The organism is Clostridia bacterium, from assembly GCA_026414765.1.
In the GTDB taxonomy this organism is placed as follows: Bacteria; Bacillota; Clostridia; order Acetivibrionales; family DSM-27016; genus SKW86.
This window is the reverse complement of sequence record JAOAIJ010000016.1, coordinates 159,537-177,518: the sequence shown is the minus strand read 5'-3', so window position 1 is coordinate 177,518 and position 17,982 is coordinate 159,537. Positions and strand designations below refer to the sequence as shown.

General features: G+C 39.5%; 17 protein-coding genes. 13 read left to right on the top strand and 4 right to left on the bottom strand.

The features are described from left to right. Positions 1-8 precede the first annotated feature (8 nt). From N3I35_05560 to N3I35_05550, 3 genes are all read left to right on the top strand, one after another. Positions 9-416 carry a F0F1 ATP synthase subunit epsilon gene (locus tag N3I35_05560; GenBank protein MCX8129554.1) on the top strand — a complete coding sequence of 136 codons (408 nt, stop codon included), beginning with the start codon at positions 9-11 and terminating at the stop codon, positions 414-416. A gap of 284 nt (positions 417-700) precedes the next feature. Beyond that, positions 701-1,972: an O-acetylhomoserine aminocarboxypropyltransferase/cysteine synthase gene (locus tag N3I35_05555; GenBank protein MCX8129553.1), complete on the top strand. Its 1,272-nt coding sequence runs from the start codon at positions 701-703 to the stop codon at positions 1,970-1,972. 62 nt (positions 1,973-2,034) lie between these two features. Then, complete coding sequence (locus N3I35_05550) at positions 2,035-2,508, top strand: Lrp/AsnC family transcriptional regulator (protein MCX8129552.1); 474 nt, start codon at positions 2,035-2,037, stop codon at positions 2,506-2,508. Positions 2,509-2,593: 85 nt separating this feature from the next. Here the strand turns inward: N3I35_05550 and N3I35_05545 are convergent, their stop codons facing one another. Then, a complete protein-coding gene (locus N3I35_05545; protein ID MCX8129551.1) occupies positions 2,594-3,517 on the bottom strand; it encodes a response regulator in 924 nt (307 codons plus the stop codon). Positions 3,518-3,843: 326 nt separating this feature from the next. Here N3I35_05545 and N3I35_05540 point away from each other — a divergent pair, with 326 nt between their 5' ends. Next, positions 3,844-4,689, top strand: a complete 846-nt coding sequence (locus tag N3I35_05540; protein MCX8129550.1) for an EFR1 family ferrodoxin — start codon at positions 3,844-3,846, stop codon at positions 4,687-4,689. Positions 4,690-4,864: 175 nt separating this feature from the next. Here N3I35_05540 and N3I35_05535 read toward each other — a convergent pair whose 3' ends face one another. Together N3I35_05535 and N3I35_05530 are read right to left on the bottom strand one after the other, a co-directional pair. Further along, positions 4,865-5,254 (bottom strand): hypothetical protein, encoded by a 390-nt coding sequence (locus tag N3I35_05535; protein ID MCX8129549.1) that lies wholly within the window; start codon positions 5,252-5,254, stop codon positions 4,865-4,867. A 3-nt stretch (positions 5,255-5,257) separates the two neighbouring features. After that, positions 5,258-5,563, bottom strand: coding sequence for a hypothetical protein (locus tag N3I35_05530; protein ID MCX8129548.1), 306 nt, complete (start codon positions 5,561-5,563; stop codon positions 5,258-5,260). Positions 5,564-5,864: 301 nt separating this feature from the next. Here N3I35_05530 and N3I35_05525 point away from each other — a divergent pair, with 301 nt between their 5' ends. The 9 genes from N3I35_05525 (at position 5,865) to N3I35_05485 (ending at position 11,967) form a co-directional block, all read left to right on the top strand. Next, positions 5,865-6,500, top strand: a complete 636-nt coding sequence (locus tag N3I35_05525; protein ID MCX8129547.1) for an isoprenylcysteine carboxylmethyltransferase family protein — start codon at positions 5,865-5,867, stop codon at positions 6,498-6,500. Positions 6,501-6,627: 127 nt separating this feature from the next. Then, on the top strand, positions 6,628-7,005 hold the full coding sequence (locus N3I35_05520; protein MCX8129546.1) for a hypothetical protein: 378 nt from the start codon (positions 6,628-6,630) through the stop codon (positions 7,003-7,005). Positions 7,006-7,232: 227 nt separating this feature from the next. Further along, on the top strand, positions 7,233-7,460 hold the full coding sequence (locus tag N3I35_05515; protein MCX8129545.1) for an AbrB/MazE/SpoVT family DNA-binding domain-containing protein: 228 nt from the start codon (positions 7,233-7,235) through the stop codon (positions 7,458-7,460). Further along, positions 7,460-8,188: an ABC transporter ATP-binding protein gene (locus N3I35_05510; protein ID MCX8129544.1), complete on the top strand. Its 729-nt coding sequence runs from the start codon at positions 7,460-7,462 to the stop codon at positions 8,186-8,188. Before N3I35_05515 ends, N3I35_05510 begins: the two co-directional genes overlap by 1 nt. Then, on the top strand, positions 8,188-8,922 hold the full coding sequence (locus N3I35_05505; GenBank protein ID MCX8129543.1) for an ABC transporter permease: 735 nt from the start codon (positions 8,188-8,190) through the stop codon (positions 8,920-8,922). The genes N3I35_05510 and N3I35_05505 overlap by 1 nt, the downstream gene beginning before the upstream one ends. A gap of 89 nt (positions 8,923-9,011) precedes the next feature. Then, on the top strand, positions 9,012-9,848 hold the full coding sequence (locus tag N3I35_05500; GenBank protein ID MCX8129542.1) for an RNA polymerase sigma factor: 837 nt from the start codon (positions 9,012-9,014) through the stop codon (positions 9,846-9,848). Positions 9,849-10,031: 183 nt separating this feature from the next. Continuing rightward, positions 10,032-10,304, top strand: a complete 273-nt coding sequence (locus tag N3I35_05495; GenBank protein ID MCX8129541.1) for a hypothetical protein — start codon at positions 10,032-10,034, stop codon at positions 10,302-10,304. A gap of 519 nt (positions 10,305-10,823) precedes the next feature. Then, positions 10,824-11,060, top strand: coding sequence for a DJ-1/PfpI family protein (locus tag N3I35_05490; GenBank protein MCX8129540.1), 237 nt, complete (start codon positions 10,824-10,826; stop codon positions 11,058-11,060). 331 nt (positions 11,061-11,391) lie between these two features. After that, positions 11,392-11,967: a flavodoxin family protein gene (locus tag N3I35_05485; protein ID MCX8129539.1), complete on the top strand. Its 576-nt coding sequence runs from the start codon at positions 11,392-11,394 to the stop codon at positions 11,965-11,967. Positions 11,968-12,010: 43 nt separating this feature from the next. Here the strand turns inward: N3I35_05485 and N3I35_05480 are convergent, their stop codons facing one another. Further along, a complete protein-coding gene (locus N3I35_05480; GenBank protein MCX8129538.1) occupies positions 12,011-17,974 on the bottom strand; it encodes a hypothetical protein in 5,964 nt (1,987 codons plus the stop codon). Between the last annotated feature and the right edge of the window lie 8 nt (positions 17,975-17,982).

Here is a 17,982-nt window from a genome sequence, read left to right as displayed (position 1 = left end):
GTGTATTTATGGCATCCACATTTGACTTGGAAATAGTAACTCCTGACAGAAAATTTTTTTCCGGTCAGGTAGAAATGGTAGTTCTGAAAACTCCTGACGGAGAAATAGGTATTCTTGCTGGACACACACCTATGGTAGTTGCTGTAGCAATAGGTCCGTTAAGGATAAAACAAAACGGCGAATGGCTTGATGCAGCTATAACCGAAGGTTTTATGGAAATAAAGCAGGATAAAACCGTTATCCTCACTGATACAGCTGAATGGCCTGATGAAATAGACGTAACCAGAGCCAAGGCTGCAAAGGAAAGAGCAGAAGAACGGCTTCGCAGGGAACTGAGCCGTGCTGAATATATACGTTCGCAAGCTGCACTGGCGAGGGCTCTGGCAAGACTGAAAGTAGGAAGACCAATAAAATAGAGATATCAAAACCGGACGTTTACTTCAGACGTTCGGTTTTTTGCTGTAGACTAATATAGGAATAATTTTTCAATATAATATATTTATTTGTCTACTCAGTGTTAAGTCCACCAGTATCTATAAGGCCAAATGCCTCTTTAGACATATGTTCACTTTTTCCTTGACTTCACAGAATATTATATTGTATTATTAATAATATCCCAAATTATATTTTTTGTTATTAAAACTATACAAACAAATATTTTTTTCTAACGTCAAACCAATAATATAAAGGAGTGTATGGAATGAGTTCATGGAGAATTGAAACCAAATGTCTGCAGGAAGGCTATAAACCTGGTAACGGTGATACACGCGTCCTTCCTATATATCAGAGTACTACGTATAAGTACGACTCTACCGAGCATGTTGCCAGGCTGTTTGATCAGGAAGCTGCTGGGCATATGTATACCCGGATAAGCAACCCGACCCTCGAGTGCGTAGAGAATAAAATCGCCGCTCTCGAAGGCGGCGTAGGTGCTCTATGCACATCATCAGGGCAGTCTGCCTCCCTGGTTGCCATTATGAACATATGTGAAAGCGGAGATCATATCATATCCTCCAGCACTATATATGGAGGAACATATAACCTGTTTGCGGTGACGCTGAAAAGAATGGGTATTGAAGTGACTTTCGTGGATCAGGACAGCTCAGAAGATGAAATTCAGAAAGCTTTCAAGCCAAATACAAAAACGCTATTCGGAGAAACCATAGCAAACCCAAAAATCAGTGTTCTCGACATAGAAAAGTTTGCACGAATTGCCCGTAAAAACGGTGTACCGCTGATAGTGGATAACACCTTTGCGACACCGATTTTGCTAAGGCCGATCGAACATGGGGCAGATATAGTTACACACTCAACTACCAAATATATGGATGGCCATGCAACAAGCGTCGGTGGTGTAGTCGTCGATTCCGGCAATTTTGACTGGAATAACGGAAAATACCCTTCGCTTACGCAGCCAGACCCATCTTATCACGGCATCGTATACACGGCATCTTTTGGAAATGCTGCCTACATAGCCAAAGCAAGGCTTCAATACATGAGAGACTTCGGAAACTGTATGAGTCCCATGAATGCCTTTCTAACAAATATAGGCCTTGAGACCTTGCACCTAAGAATGGAAAGACACTGCGAAAACGCAAATAAAGTTGCAGAATTCCTTTCAAAAAACAGCAAAGTGCTTTCCGTAAGCTATCCGGCATTAAGAAGCGACAAGTATAATGAGCTGGCCAAAAAGTATCTTCCAAACGGGTGCAGCGGTGTACTGTCCTTTAGAGTAAAGGGAGGCCGTGAAGCTGCTGTAAGGTTTATGGATAAGCTTAAGCTTGCTGCTATAGTTGTCCATGTAGCAGATGCAAGGACAGCAGTCCTACACCCTGCCAGCTCAACTCACAGGCAGTTGTCGGATGAGCAGCTGATTTCAGCTGGTATTGAGCCAGATTTGATACGTTTCTCTGTTGGTATTGAGCATGTAGATGATATTATAGAGGATATCAGGCAGGCTTTAGATGATTAATAGCTATACCGGCTCTGTTATCCGGATATCTTATATCATTTTTCACAAAGGAGCATACAATCATGCCTATGGAATTTGATAGCTGTGATAAGGACATAATAAAAATCCTGCAGAGTGATCCCTTAATAACCAACATAGACTTATCAAAGAAAATCGGATTATCCCCTTCCGCATGCCTAAGCCGTACAAAACGTCTTCGTGAATTGGGTGTGATAAAACAATATGCCGTTATTCTTGATGAGAAAAGAGTTGGATTGGAAGTTATGGCATTCACTTATGTGAATTTGTCTCCGCATAATAGAAATACCTCAAATGCTTTTCTTAAGAAGGTTAAGGAGACACCGCAGATTTTGGAGTGTTACAACATTACAGGTTCCTGGGATTACCTGCTAAAAATAATATCACCGGATATTGCCTCCTGCCGTGATTTCCTTATCGATACTCTCCTGACATTCCCGGGTGTCAACAAAATTGAGACAAGCATGGTCTTAAGTACTGACAAGCAGAGTTTTGATCTGCCTATGGATCATATATGATTTATTTTTAGAAAAATTACCTTTTATGAATATATCTACGCTGAACTATACAAAAACCACTTCATTAAGAGTGGTTTTTGTATAGTTAAAACCATCTTGAATATTTGCTGTATAGTTTGTTTGCATAACTCCTTGTTCCCTGAGTTATAATAGCGGCTTTGCTGTACAATTCCTTATCTGCAATTTTGCTAAAAGCGCATTTCATTAGTGTTTGAAAATCCTTACCCTCATCAGGGTACGTCACCTGGATGGTTCGGAAATAATCTGCATACCTCTCCCCTACCTTTTCCAAATCCGCAGTGATATTCTCAACTACCTTCTCCTTACACAGCTTCGCATATGCCAAGTCTGTCAAAGGCAATACTACCAATATATCACCATTTTTGTTCAGTACCATTGTATCTGTAGCACTGAGCATGGGCCTTACAGTGTTTACAGCAGTCGAGCAGGCCCTCTCTTTTCTTTCAGGAAATGAACTATCATTGGAGGAGCTGCCAGTCCCTTCTTCAAGGGAACTAATAAAAATTATTGAGAGAGGCTGTTTTATCGCGTCAGCCATATGGAATTGCTTTTCTATGTAGTAGTCAAAGGACATTATTATCTCATCAATCCCTTTAGTGTCATAATAAAATCTGTTTTCTACCTTTATCACGCTGCGTATAGAATTTTCCATGCGGCTTGAATTATATGGCTTTATAATATAGTCATAAACACCTATTTTTGCGGCTTGATCCCTGTATTCAAGCTTTTCGGACCTGGTAGCTATGATTACAGGAATATCTTTACATGACTTTCTCAGCAAACCAAGGATTTCAAAACCCTGTGCTTCGTCGGGAAATGCTAAATCCATTATAATCAGGGATATGTCGTCAATACTATCCATCAGTGTATAGTATTGATTTATAGAAGGTATTTCAATGATATTAAAGCTGCCTATAAGCTTTAACAGAAACTTTATTTTTTCCCTCTCAAACTCAGAATAATCCAGGATCAGTATATTGCCATCCATAGCACTTACCTATGTCCTTTTACAATTTTATTTATTAATTATAATATATATCGACTATTATTGGTAGCTTGATAACGGTATTATGAATTATTGCCCGGATTACCCGCCTATTTCACAGGTTATGTTATTTCTATACCTGCTGTCGGATGTAAAAATCTTTAAGACAATCAGGAAAAATGACTTTAAGAACAGACGCCAGAAACGGTAACCTGATTTTTGATTACATTATTTGATAAATATAGTATACTTTACTTATTAACTGACTATTTACGTCCCATAATATATACCTATTGTCAGGGTAACTAAATTATAGGAGAATACTCGTTATGAGCAAAACAGAAATCTATTATTTTTCAGGAACAGGCAATTCTCTGCTTGTGGCAAAAGAGCTTCAAAAAAGGCTTCCGGAAGCAAAGCTTATTCCTATCGTAAGCCTTCTAAAACAGGATACCATTAAAGTAAATGGAGAAACTGCAGGCTTTATTTTCCCTCTTCACGGTATGACTATTCCCATACCGGTAAGGATTTTCTTAAAGAAGCTTGATCTAAATTCAGCCAGCTATGTATTTTCACTCGTAACACGTGCCGGCACCAAGTGCCTTGCTCTTAATTCAGTAAACAAAATACTGAAGAGAAAAGGAAAATGCTTAGATTCAGGCTTTACACTTACAATGCTCAGCAATGACCCAAAATTTGAGGATTATGATGTTCCAAACAGTGAAAGCATATCAAGGATGGAGTCGGAAATCCGGAATAAGCTGGATTTTGTCTCCGGAATCATTACTAACAGAGAAAAGTATCTGAAGAAGGACTCGGATTATATCGATTTTCCTTTTATTAAGCCCGTTAACTTCTTATTGGAGCGCATTGTGCTTTTAGGTATCTTCTGGGCCGATATAACCCGTACAAACAGATATTACTATGCAGACTCCAAATGTACGGGCTGCGGTATTTGCGAAAAAGTCTGCCTGTCGGGAAAGATTGAAATGCGAGCTGGTGAGCCTCTTTGGCGGAAGAATATTAAATGCTACCTGTGCTATACATGTCTGAATTATTGTCCGAAGCAAGCGGTTCAGATCAAATCCAAGATATATATGAAATCCTATACTGAAAAAAACGGAAGATACCCTCATCCATTTGCATCAGTAAGTGATATATCCGGGCAAAAATGATATGTTCTCCCGGATTGGTTTTGGGAAGTTGTACATAATAACGGTTAAAGCTAAGTTTCATAGTATAGTAAAACTACAATATACATTGGTTATTATTTCCTAGACCTTTATTTATTTCGTGCATTATATTAATCATTTTTTCGTGGGATTTTAGTATGACTTTATTCAAAGGAGATTAGACATTATTAATTATTTTTTGTGTCTTATCATTGATTTGCTTTTTTTCATTTTCAATTTTTTTACTATTTATAATCTTTGCACTCAGCCCAAACAACGAAGTTGCTCCTGCAATTCCGGCTACTACCACACCAACAGGAGCGAGCACAGGCGCAAATGCAGCTGCCGCTGTGGGTATTACTGATGCCCCTATTGCTGTCCCCAGGGAAGCTGTAACAATCTTACTTATCGCTTTATTACTTTTGTTTTCTTCACTGATTATTTTATTCAGTCTCTCAATAACCTCTTTTATTTCTTTTTGTATTTCCGGGCTTTTTTCTATTTCATTATCATCCAGTAGTTTTTTTAGTCTGTTTAAATCATTTTCAAGCTCCATACCAATCCCCATAAATTACGCACCCTTTCCATTTTTATTATAAGAACTGGTTGTTACATTAATTGCGCCAGTCCACCCTAATCCGGCAGATATACTTTGTGCCAGATTGGTTGGCTGACATAGCCAGGTCCCGACAAACGCACCCAGCAAACAAAACAATATTGCATCAGCTATATTCACAACCGTGTTACCTTCCCAATCTCTATTGAAATGTATCAGTATCCTTAAAACTTTCTGGTTCTCAGTAAGAAGTTTTGAATACAAAACTATTGTGCCAATAAAGCATACTACATAATATTCAATTTTTATGCCTAAGAGCATATACCATTCCCCCAATACACTAAAAAATGCACTCAATTACATTTTTACACATTATATCATATCTTCCATTTTTATGCAGTATCGTGTTTAGAGAATTGACACACTACATTTATGAATCCCTCTCAAAATGCAAATACTCTATTCAAAATAACTTGTATACTCTCTCATCACTGCTATATCTTAATTATACAACATCATAATATTATTTAAGGAAGTCTTGACTTTCTGTATCATAGGTAATATAATACATATATTATATGAATACTTGCTCATATATTAATATGTAATAAGGGGAAATATAATGAAAATAATAAGTATTCTATCTCTATCATTATTTTTAGTTTTTTTAGTTTCATTTTTGCTGAAATTGTTCATTCTTTATAAGAAAAACGGCATAAAAGCAAATGTGCTTGCCAAAGGTGTCAAAGGTAAGACTATCACTAATGTAGAGCTTTTTGTGAAGATAACAACCTTCGTCTGGGGATTGCTTTGGTTTACACTTTCAATAATGACTATAAAAGCCGAGAATTTTATCGGCTTAGCTATAGAGATGAAATCCGTCAGATATGCCGGAATTACTGTTTTGTTCATAGGAGTTTCCATATTTATAACAGCTATGGTTTCAATGAAAACATCTTGGCGGGTAGGCATTGATAAGAAGACAGAATCAAAACTTGTTACCGCAGGAATATATAAATACAGCAGAAACCCCGCCTTTGTAGGCTTTGATGTAATGTTTTTAGGATTAACACTAACCTACCCTAGTTTTCTGGTTTTAACGGTAACAGTAGTAAATGTGTTAGCCATACACATGCTTATTCTGCAAGAAGAAAAACATTTGAAATCAGCTTTTGGTGATAAGTATGTAAGGTATAAGGCTAAGACTCCAAGGTATATCCTTTTTAATCGGAGCGTACAAAGTGAGAAGGTATCGTAAAAGGTCATACAGAAATATATCTCTCCTGTTGCCCTCTTGACTTATGAATTTACATAATATAACATTGGAATAAATGTTTTCTACACACTTGTTTTATAATCAACATACTAAAAAGGAGTAAAATATCATGTTGAAAAAGAATATCGTAGCAGTAATAGCAGTTTTATTTATCGGAGTATCAATTATTATTAACGGCTATTTTATTGCAGGTGCTAAAAAACCCGATAAGTTACAAAACCCGGTTGTAAATTCAGCTGACAGAAAGGTTTTAAACGTGTCACAGGCAGCTGAGTATATGAATATTACAGAAGAAGAGATTCAAGGAATAATAAAAACAGAAGATAGCATGCTGAAAAAGTCAGGAAGCTTTGTTGGAAAAATGTTTCCTTACTTTACAATAAACAATAAAAAGTATTTTTATAAAAACGAGATAGACGAATGGTTAACAGAAGTATCAAGAAACCGTAGGGAATACAATACAGTAGAAGGATGGCTTCTTCAGTAAAGAGATAAGGCGTCCATGAATCTTTATTATCAAAAGCCTGTATGTAAAGTATTATGTAATGTTATCCGGGATTCCGCAAATTTTACAAGTATATATTTTGCTCTTAGAGAGGGATTACAAATTTGTATTCTCTCTTTTTGTTATGCATCCTATTGATGTTTACCAAATTTTGCGGTATGATTAGTTGTACAAGTCATACTTTTCTTACTTTAAGGAGGTCTTATTCTGTGTCAGCACCTAAAGGAAAACATATTTTCGGAACTGTAAAAGTTGGTGAAAAAGGCCAAATCGTTATTCCTAAAGCGGCCCGGGATATATTTGATATAAAGCCCGGTGATACACTTCTTGTTTTTGGCGATGAATCACAAGGAATTGCAATCGTAAAAAATAATGTATTTATGGATTTTGTAAACGATGTTTTAAATGCACAAAACAAAAGCGAGGAGGAGGAATAATGAACGCAATTGAAATTGCAAACTTAACAAAGACTTTTAAAAATCGGATTGCTGTACATTCGCTTAATTTATCTATAGCAAAGGGCGAATTTTTTGCGCTGCTCGGGCAAAATGGTGCCGGAAAAACAACAACAATAAAGATGCTGTGCTGCCTGCTTACCCCAACAAGCGGTGATGCTGTGCTTTTGGGTGATAGCATTACTAAGCATCCTGCGGCAGTAAAACAGAAGTTGAATGTTTCGCCACAGGAAACAGCAGTTGCACCAAAACTTTCCGTCAGGGAAAATCTTGAACTGATAGCTGAAATTTACGGAAGCAGCAAGCATCAAGCCCGTGTAAAAGCAGACGATATGATAACAAGATTTGGTCTGTCAGATCGGGCAAAAGACAAGGCAAAAACCTTGTCTGGAGGGATGCAGCGCCGGTTGAGCATTGCAATGGCTCTCATATCCGATCCCGAGATTATTTTCCTTGATGAACCTACTCTTGGACTTGATGTACGTGCAAGGCGGGAGCTTTGGAATGTATTGAAAGAACTTAAAGGGAAAATAACCATCGTGTTGACTACTCACTATCTTGAAGAAGCAGAAGCCCTTTCGGACAGAATCGGCATAATGCACGGCGGGAAGCTGCAAGCCCTCGGTACGGTTGAAGAGTTAAAAGCGAAAACTGGCAGTAATACTCTTGAAGATGCATTTCTTATGCTTACAGAAAAGGAGGTATCCTGATGCGCTTTTTAGCTTTTGCCACACGTAATCGCAAAGAGATTTTAAGAGACCCTTTAAATCTGGTTTTCGGTATCGGGTTTCCTGTTATTCTGATTTTGTTGATAGCTTTACTTAAAAAGAGCATTCAGGGAATGCCTGCCGAGTTGTTTCCAATCCAGAGCTTTGCCCCGGGAATGGCAGTCTTCGGCTTATCCTTTATTTCCCTCTTCCTTGGGGTTCTCATCGCAAGCGATAGAAGCAGCTCATTTTTAATGAGGGTATTTGCATCACCCTTGTCCGGAGCCGACTATATCATCGGTTATTCTCTTCCGCTTCTACCCGTAGCTTTATTCCAAAGTGCAGTATGCTTTATTACAGCATTTTTCTTTGGGTTGCCTGTAAACATAAATATAGTACTTGCTATCATCGTGCTTATCCCTGTTGGTGCACTTTTTATCAGCTTCGGATTAATAATGGGAAGCCTTCTTTCTTATAAGCAGGTAGGCGGCATCAGCTCGGTGATAATCAATCTTGCACAGTGGTTGAGCGGAACATGGTTTGATTTGAAAATGATAGGCGGTATTTTTAAAACAGTTTGCTATACACTCCCTTTTGCACATGCCGTAGATTCTGTGAAAGCAGCCATAGCCGGGGATTACGGTTCTATTTTGCCACATCTTTTGTGGGTGATAGGATATACGATAGTTCTGTATTTTATTGCAGTTATTATTTTCAGGAAGAAAATGAAAGAATAACCGGCATTAGCTGATATAGTATTTGTGTAGTTAGATTTGTTGATAAGTTTGACCTTATTCCAAGCTTTATTGAAAGGATGGATGTAATATTGAATTCTTTTGAAAAGCAGCTGGTTGATAAACTTAAAAACATGGATAATGAAGGCTTTACTTTATTATTTGAACATTATTATAAAAAGATATACAACCTTGCTTTCAGAATGTGTGGAAATAAGGAAGATGCAGAAGATATAATGCAAAAAACTTTTGTCCAGGCGTATACAAATATAAGTGGGTTTAATGGAGAAAGCAGTATCTACACCTGGCTGTATGCAATAACAAAAAACCTTTGTCTCCGGCTGCTTGAGAAAAGAAAAAAAAGCTCATTTTCTTCTTTGGATGAACTTCTCAAGGTAGCACAATCTATAGAAAATCCAGATAGTTTCACAATTTTTGAAAAGCAATATTACATCAGTCAGGTCAAGGAGGGCTGCCTCCTTGGCTTGTTGAGATGCTTGTCATTTTACCAGAGAATAGCTTTTATACTAAATGTATTGCTGGAAATAAAGGTTAAGGATGTTGCGGTAATTATCAGCAAAACAGAACCGGCAACAAGATTGCTGGTTCACCGCGCAAAGCAGAATATAAGGAGTTTCCTGTGCAAAAACTGTTCTCTTTATGACACCCGTAATCCATGTCATTGTGAAAACCTTATAGAGTTTTCACTAAAACAGGGCTGGATTAAGAAAATGCCTGATAAAAGTTTTATATCCGGGTCAGATAAAGTTATTCCGGCAATAGAGAGTGAAATCAATAGTCTGAAGAAAATAGCCCTACTTTACAGAAGCCTGGAAGATAAACAATATTCAGATACTATGCTGCAATCAATTCAGAAAGAGCTCCACAAACATACTTATAAAATTTTTTATGATAAAAAAGTGAAATAAATCCCCTGTTCCTGTATCTAAATATAAGAAAGATACAAGGAAGGGGGTTTTTTTATGTCCGCAAAGAAAGATGCTGAGCAAAGTATGTTGTTGATTGAGTTTATTGAAGCCGGACTGGATTCATCCTAAAACCATATACACTATGATACTAAACATGAAAATATCTACTAAGGAGGATGAAATATGCTGTTTTATGTAAAAATACAACTTGCTATGGACAAGATGTCCGACATGCTTGAGAAGTCTATGAAAGGTGAAATACCAAGCCCTGCAAAATATTCAACCATTTATTGCTCAAGTACTACCCCCGGATTGGGATATTCAATTTTTGATGTCGAAAGCAAAGACCAGCTTGACGATATTTTACACAAATTAAAGCCGTATTCTGAAGTGTATGAGATAGCGCATGTTATCACTTTGGAAGAGTTTCAATCTAACATGACCGGTAAGGCTTGAAAGCTTTACTGAAAAGCTGACACCATATACTAAGTAAAAAGTGATGCATATTACTTAAAGTGCATCATTTTTTATGCAGTTTAAGTTTTTAGAAAGATTTAAAGGCAAAGGCTAAGAATTTTCTTTTAATGTAGATAATATAAGTAAAAGATTCGACAAGCCTGTCTCATATTGGTAGGAAAACAGGATTCCTCCGTCGGCTAGAAAGATGCTTTGAATATATTGGATAGAGCAGGGCACAACTTGCAGATTGAACAGGCGGAGCTCTTTAATTCACTAATAAACAAATGACTTATAAGGGTAAGTAAGTCATGCCATTTGTAAAATAAAACAAACTAAGCCTAGTCTGCATACTTCTTACTAAGTATACTTGGTGGATAAATCCGCCAAATGTACTTTTTTTGTGCGTATAAAATTATTATCCGACTTGCTTTGATTTTACAAATATTGATGGTAGAATATGTTTATACGTGCATATCAGTTCCGCAATGCTTATCTCACGTGAAAGAAGGGTAACAAGTGAAAACCAGAGTATATCTTTATGTCTTTGATACTATGGCTGACTGGGAAGTAGGCTATCTAAATGCAGAGGTTCAATCCGGAAGGTATTTTAAAAAGTGGCAGGAGCCATTGAAAATCGTAAGCATAGGTAATACAAAAGATACAATTGTTACAATGGGTGGATTGCGGGTCATACCGGATATCGCGATTGAAGAATTCAATATCGATGATGCAGCAGCTCTTGTTATGCCATGAGGAGACACATGGACAGAGCACATCCATGATTCAGTTTTATCAATAGCTGAAAAATGCTTAAAAACCGATATTATTGTTGCAGCAATCTGCGGTGCCACAATTGGGCTTGCAAGATTATCGTAATTTATATCCGAATACTGTTGTTAGAGGTTATCATTGTCCCCGGATACAACAGCCATATTTTAATACGATTTATCTTAATAATGTAGTTCCTGATGATGAATTGAAAGGAATGATAGACCATTCCTACTTAACAGTAGTAAAAAAACTGCCGCGGAAGTTGCAAAAAGAATTATTGAATGAACAATATAAAAAATAGGAGGTTTGCATTATGAAAGTAGTAGCTATAAATGGAAGTCAACGCAAAGATGGCAATACGGCAATATTAATCGATTTAGTATTTGGGGAACTTAGAAATGAAGGAATTGAATGTGAGCTAATTCAGCTTGGAGGTACAAGTATTTTGGGTTGTACAGGATGTATGGGCTGTGCAAAATCAAAAAACAGACAGTGTGTGAATAATAAAGACATTATTAATGAATGTATTGAAAAAATGGTAGAAGCAGATGGAATTCTCCTAGGCTCACCGACATATATTGCAAATCTATCATCGGGAATGAAGGCATTTATGGAACGAACCGGCCTGGTTACAAAGGTGAATGGAGATTTGCTAAGAAGGAAAGTGGGTGCTGCTGTAGTATCTGCCCGCAGGTGCGGAGCAATTAATGTTTTTAACTCTTTAAATGAGTATTTCCTTGTTAATGAAATGATAATTCCGGGATCAAATTATTGGAATTTGGGGGTCGGAAATAAAATAGGTGAAGTAGAAACAGATGAAGAAGGAATAAAAACAATGAAAATACTAGGGCAAAATATGGCTTGGCTACTAAAAAAACTAAAAGATTAATCTACCGCGTATTCTGCCGGCGAAGCCCTGCCTATGGGCTCCCCTACCACCTTCTGTACAGCTCTATATCATCCAGAGCTGTACTGCCCAAGTCATACCAGAATACTTCTCCGGCTTTGCTGCCTGTATCCGGAAGGGTAAAGGGCCTGTTTGTACCATATATGCTTCCATCTCCTGTGCACCAGGCTGCTTCCCTGTTTGTATAGCTGTACTCCGTACCGGTTTCTCCTCCCTTCAACGCTTTTATATCAAGCACTACGAGCAGTTTTGTTTTCAAAGAATTGTCATCATATATATCAAGCTCCTGCCCCTGCCTCGTTACCTTAATATCAGGCGGTAAAAACAAGCTGAAGCTCCATGTATTATATGCGGCTTTTAAAGGGTCTGCTTTATATGCATGCCTGCTCCCGGAGTTTAGTACAATATTCAGGGCAGTATCTTTATACCTGCTTTTAGCTAAGCTCTCGTATCCACCGTATGGCTTTTCCACAAAAATACTTGCAGGATAAATCCTGGTACCGTCCTTACTCAGAACATAGTACTTTACATCTATCTTAATAACATCTCCACTGCTGTTCAAACCTACCGTGTCCAGCTCAAAATTCACCTTGTACCCCAGCTTTATTCCCTTATCAGCCTTATTACGGTATACAGGCATATCCACTATGCCTATACCGTTTCTCTTTAGTGCAGTATCGATCCCATCGGCATCCTGGAAATAACCCTTCCAGGCATAATCCGCGATTCCCGTTATCCTCAGGTTTTCCAACTTCATATTCATGGCAGTAAAGTCTTTCATACGGGGGTTGGTATTATGCTTATTGCTTGTAGTGCTCCAGTTATCCGAGGTGTCATATGCCGTCAGTACCATACTGCTTTTCTCGTCCGGCACAAATGAATAGCCTTTCATCGTTGCAAAACAGAAACTCCAGGCCGTATTGTACTCATTATCTACCAGCATTGCATCCTTTACCCTGTATATATTTGACCGGCTGTTTACCTCCAAAACCGGCCCGGCTTTGGTTTCATCAGAGCTTATACCAAATCCGCTGTCCCTGAAAATAAAGAAGCTGCTTGAGCCTATCTGTATTTTTACTTTCCGGACATATTTGCTCGTAGTGAATTGAATATTGTTGTCTTCCGAAAGCTCTGTGTCTTCACTTAACATTATAGATCCAGGGATACCATCCGTGCATTTTTCTATATACCTTAGCGAACCTTGCGAGTAATCCTCCCACACAGGTGTATATACAGTTATGTTAAAGTTTTTTGAGGCTGTCTGGCTGTATTCCCCTACAGCCGTAACTTTGAAAGTATAGTCTCCGTCTGCCAGTGATGCCGGTATTCTGTATTTTATATTCTTCCAGTTAATATCGTTACCATCCTTAGTCCCCGTTTCAGGATCATAACCGACAGTCTGCAATGGGCCTACAGGGTCTGTTCCTCTGTATAGTCCCACCGTAAGGTATACGCCATAAGGAAATCTTGTCCAGATATTGTATAGTTCCAAATACTCGGAAGCTGGGATACTTGAGAGAGTAAATTTCCTGTCATATGCCCTTAAAGCAGCATCGAACTGCATAGGTGGAGCCGGATTCAAAGTAAAATTAATAGTGAATGGGTCAGACCATGCTCCCTCCGGATCTCTTACATAATATTTCAATTCATACTCAGCAGGAGAAAGCTCTTTAGGAATAACATAAGACCACTCATCCCCTGCCCTTCTGAACATGATCTTTCTTTCCACTATACCCTTGTCCTGTCTGTTGTACTGGTGATCCGGATCAAATGAGCGATCAAGCCAGGTAGTCTTATAAGTATTTTTTACAGAATCAAAATCCCAGTCCAGAACAGCATTTGCTATAGGCTTTCTATGAGCATATATGACCATCATGGGAGTTCCGGAGTAATAGCTATATTCAGAAAAATCCGGATCGGTTGACGGTTGATCCTGAATACGGCGATATATAGTGTATTTCCCCGGAGAGCTGAACCTGTCCGCCTTTATGCCTGTCCAGCCGTCATCCCGCTGAAACTGTGTATTTGTGCCAGACTCCTGTCTCAGACCATTATCAAAGTAATCCTTATCGTGCACATACTGAAACTGTCTGGAAATAATAACATCTCCTTCTTCGTCATAATCATCCGTATTGACCTCAAACCTTTCAGTCCCCGCCAGAACATACTTCTCTTCTATAGCCGGGCTGCTCTGTATAATATAGTCTAAAGCGCCTGATATACCTTCGGATATCGGCCTGTCATTCAATATGAATTTATCTGCGGTGATCTGCGTTTTTGCCGAGCCTGCGGTCAAAAGAATCAATTTTGCACCTGTTTTATACAATACCATTCTTAAGTCATTCAGCTGTGATATGCTTCCATCACTTACGTAAATAACATACTTTTCGGAAGTTGGCCTGAACGGATCTACGTACGGTTCCCTTACAGCCTTATAAATAGTCCCGCTGTAAAACCCTCTAAAATCAGAAACCCAGCGCCAATCGGAAACCCAGTAATTTACCGTTCTTAATACATTTCCAGAAAAAAATGCGGTATAGTAGTTGCTATAGCTCCACCATGTAATAGTTCTTGTAGAAGTCACTGTCTTTTGTACTGTTCTATACTCGGTAAAAGGCTGGAGCTTAGTTACGTACCTGCCCGGGCGTGGATTTGGCTCCCACACACTGACTTGTTTATACACCGTATATGGTTCCGTTACCCAAACTGTTTTGTATGTTGTTTCCGTGGTAGTCCATGAAGAAGTCGGAGAAGTCACTTTAGATGTTGTCGTGCGTGATAGGATACCACTAAAGCCTTCACTATCGGAATAGCTCAGGGTAGAGCCTACGTCAGCGGTGCCTGACTCTGTCTTATAGCCGTCCGAGTTCCATGTCAGTGTGCAGGTTCTGTATCTTTCTCCGCTTGCCGTTTTAGACTCGACCCTGCTCTGCCAGCTGCCAAAATCCTGGTTGGAGCCGTTGTCACTTACCGATGTTCGCGTCAGCATACCCGAATACCCGTTACTTGTATAGTATGAAGTTTCCGCAGGGTATGTACAGCCGGTATTGCTTACTGTATCTGCAGGTTGTGAATACGTATAGGTCTTCATATCCCACTGCTCCAAAACAGGCAGAATATTATGAGCTCTTAAATAGTTATTAAGATCCATCCTGCTATTCTTTACGAAATCAATCTTTTCCTGAGCCAGGCTGGCATCAGTCATTATGAACACATCCACAGCCGGGCGAACAACAGGTATATCCGAATAAATCCCTGTCTGAGGGACATAATTGTCTACCCAGAAATCCCTCGTTTTCTCAACGGCAGCAGCATCATCGCTGGTTATATGCTCTTGTGCAATATCTCCCAGCATTTTTTCACTTGAAATTATCTTCCACCTGTATTTACCTAATTTATCAGGGGTATACTGCGGAAACTCCCCGTTTTTTACATTTTTCCAGTTATTTATCAATGTCTCCGGCTCATCATCGTCATCTGCATCATAGTATAAAGATACATCCGTGGACTCAATAGCATCACCATCTGTACTGACAGCTTCAAAGTAATAGGCCCTGATAGTTTCACCCCTGGCAACAGATACATTATCCAGCTCGCAGATCACTGAAGGCCTTATATCCGGTTGAATCTCAAAATCAAATACGTAAGGGTCAGAGACCCTTCCAAGGGAATTGATCCCTGTCAGTGTCACCCTGTACATCCCGGGCTTTTTGAAGGTGAGCTCCCGCAGTATATCAGTGGCCTTGCCTGATTTGACATCTGCAGCAGTTCCGTCACCTTCATCTGTTCCTGTTGCTTCTACAAACCACTTGTATTGTGTAATGGGATAGGCGGCAGCAGCTTCAGGTGTATTGGCACAGGATGATGTATTGGTGGCAGTCATTTTTCTGTTTTGCTTGTAACTGCCGCTAAATACAAATTGCACCCTCGGTTTCGTATTCAAAACGCGTATCCACCGGGATACCGCAGATACCGAGCCATCAGCGGCAGTATAGCGTATTACAATGTTTGCCAGTCTGTCATAGCCCGATTCACCAAAGGTATATGTTCCGCCGAAAAAAGTATCATAGCTTACAGGTTTGTCATCGACAAAAACCTGTTTGCTCACTATATCCACAGGATTGCCTGCCGCATCTATAAACCTGGTATTGTCTGCCGGGTGGTAATCTACAATATCAAATGCAGGCTCTGGGAGGCCTATATCCGGTTCTATATATTCAGGCAGCGGAGCCTCCCAGAAAATGTCTCCCTCACTGTCAACGGAAGCCTTCTGAACATAATTGAACCTGACAACCCGGCTAGGAACGTCCTGTGTGATAACAGCGGATTTTACCACCGGCTCACCGGGAGCAAGGTCATAACCATCTACTTTTTTTGCCGGGAAGGAATATGTATTGAAAGAGAGATTTGAGTGAATTTCAGGGTCCGCTATGGAAATGCCGTTACATATGTACTCAACAGTTATGCTTCCGTCTTTAGTATCAGATGCACCGACGGGAATATTAAAGGTTCCTTCTGCAGACCGTGCTTCCACTGAAACCCCTGTATCCGGCCCGGCAAGCCTGTTATGAAACCTTGCTGTGGCCTTATAGTGTACCGGGACTGTAGATTTACCCTCCTCAACAGCATTTATTATTTCCGACACTTTTGCGGTTAGTGTAATATCAGCCGCAGCACTGGAGCTGCCGTCAGGACCGGCATAGTTTGCAGTTTTAGCCTTTTTCAACTTATTTATTACTGTAGATGTTGTTATCCCTGTATCATCGCTAAGCTGCAGCAGCCAGGCTTCACGCCCCTCCAGCATGTCCTTCCTTGTGTAGTAGGCAGTACTTAATACCGGAGATTTGTAGTAATCCTTATCCGGGTAACGGCCTGAAAGCCTTATAGTTATTTCCCTTGAACTGTTCAGGTATTTAGTGTAATCTGCCTGCTCTTCAACTGATTTTTTAGATATATTCCTGTCTATTTTCAAGCCTGTGAAGCTTCCTTTAATAATCTTTATGTCAACTGTGGGTGTTTGTTTTATTTTGCTGTTGATTTCTTCGATAAAGGTAGTCCTGTAATAATACTTTCCGCTCTTTGCACTCTTAACCCACAGCTTCGCTTCTCCCGGGTAGGTCAGTGTCGGCGCAGACATTACATTTGCATAGTTATAAGCCTGTACTCCGCTGTATGAGGCAGCAGTATCCCGTACGTCTCTGGGAGCTTCAGCCTTTGCAAAATCAAGCTTGGTCTCGGCCGTCTTATTTTCTGTATCATACTCATCCTTATACATTTTGTTGATCCATTGTGCTACCTTTGTTGCAGCTTCCGTACCAGGCTGTCCCTTCCTCAAATATTCATCATAGTTTTTTAGTACATATCTATTCCAATCACTAACTTCACCTTTATTGTGAGGAAATTCCCAAGACTTATATAGCCACTTATATGAATTCATATTTGACTGGGCTGAGTCTAAGGGAAAGCTGGTATTACTGTATTTGTTCCCTGCATGATCATAGCCGTGGTACCTGTATTCGCCTCGCTCGCCATCGTACAGGTAGTATGTGCCGCAAGTATCATCATCCTCCTCCGTCTTCCAATCCTTGTAGCCGTTTTGAGCAGGTATCCTGGGATTGATGCCTACATCGGCTGCCTGCCCATATACCGCTATATGCTTGTCGTTCCAAAGCTTAAAATTGAAACCGTATTTTTTATCTATACCGCCAATATTCTTTATGACAACCGGGCTGGTGACAAATATGGGCAACACATTGGCTTGCACCAGCCTGATCCATACTTTATCACTGCCGTCACAGCCGGGGTCCTTTGCATTATATACTATAGGGCTGGCCATTCCATTAGCATCTTTAAAAGTACCCGATATAGAAACACCCCCTTCATATGTAGTATATAAAGCAGCGTGAACCTCCTGCACATTTAGCGGTATTGCAACCATAAGAAGAACTGCTGCCTGAATAACCGCAGTCAGTTTGCCTGTTTTCCTCATAATATCTG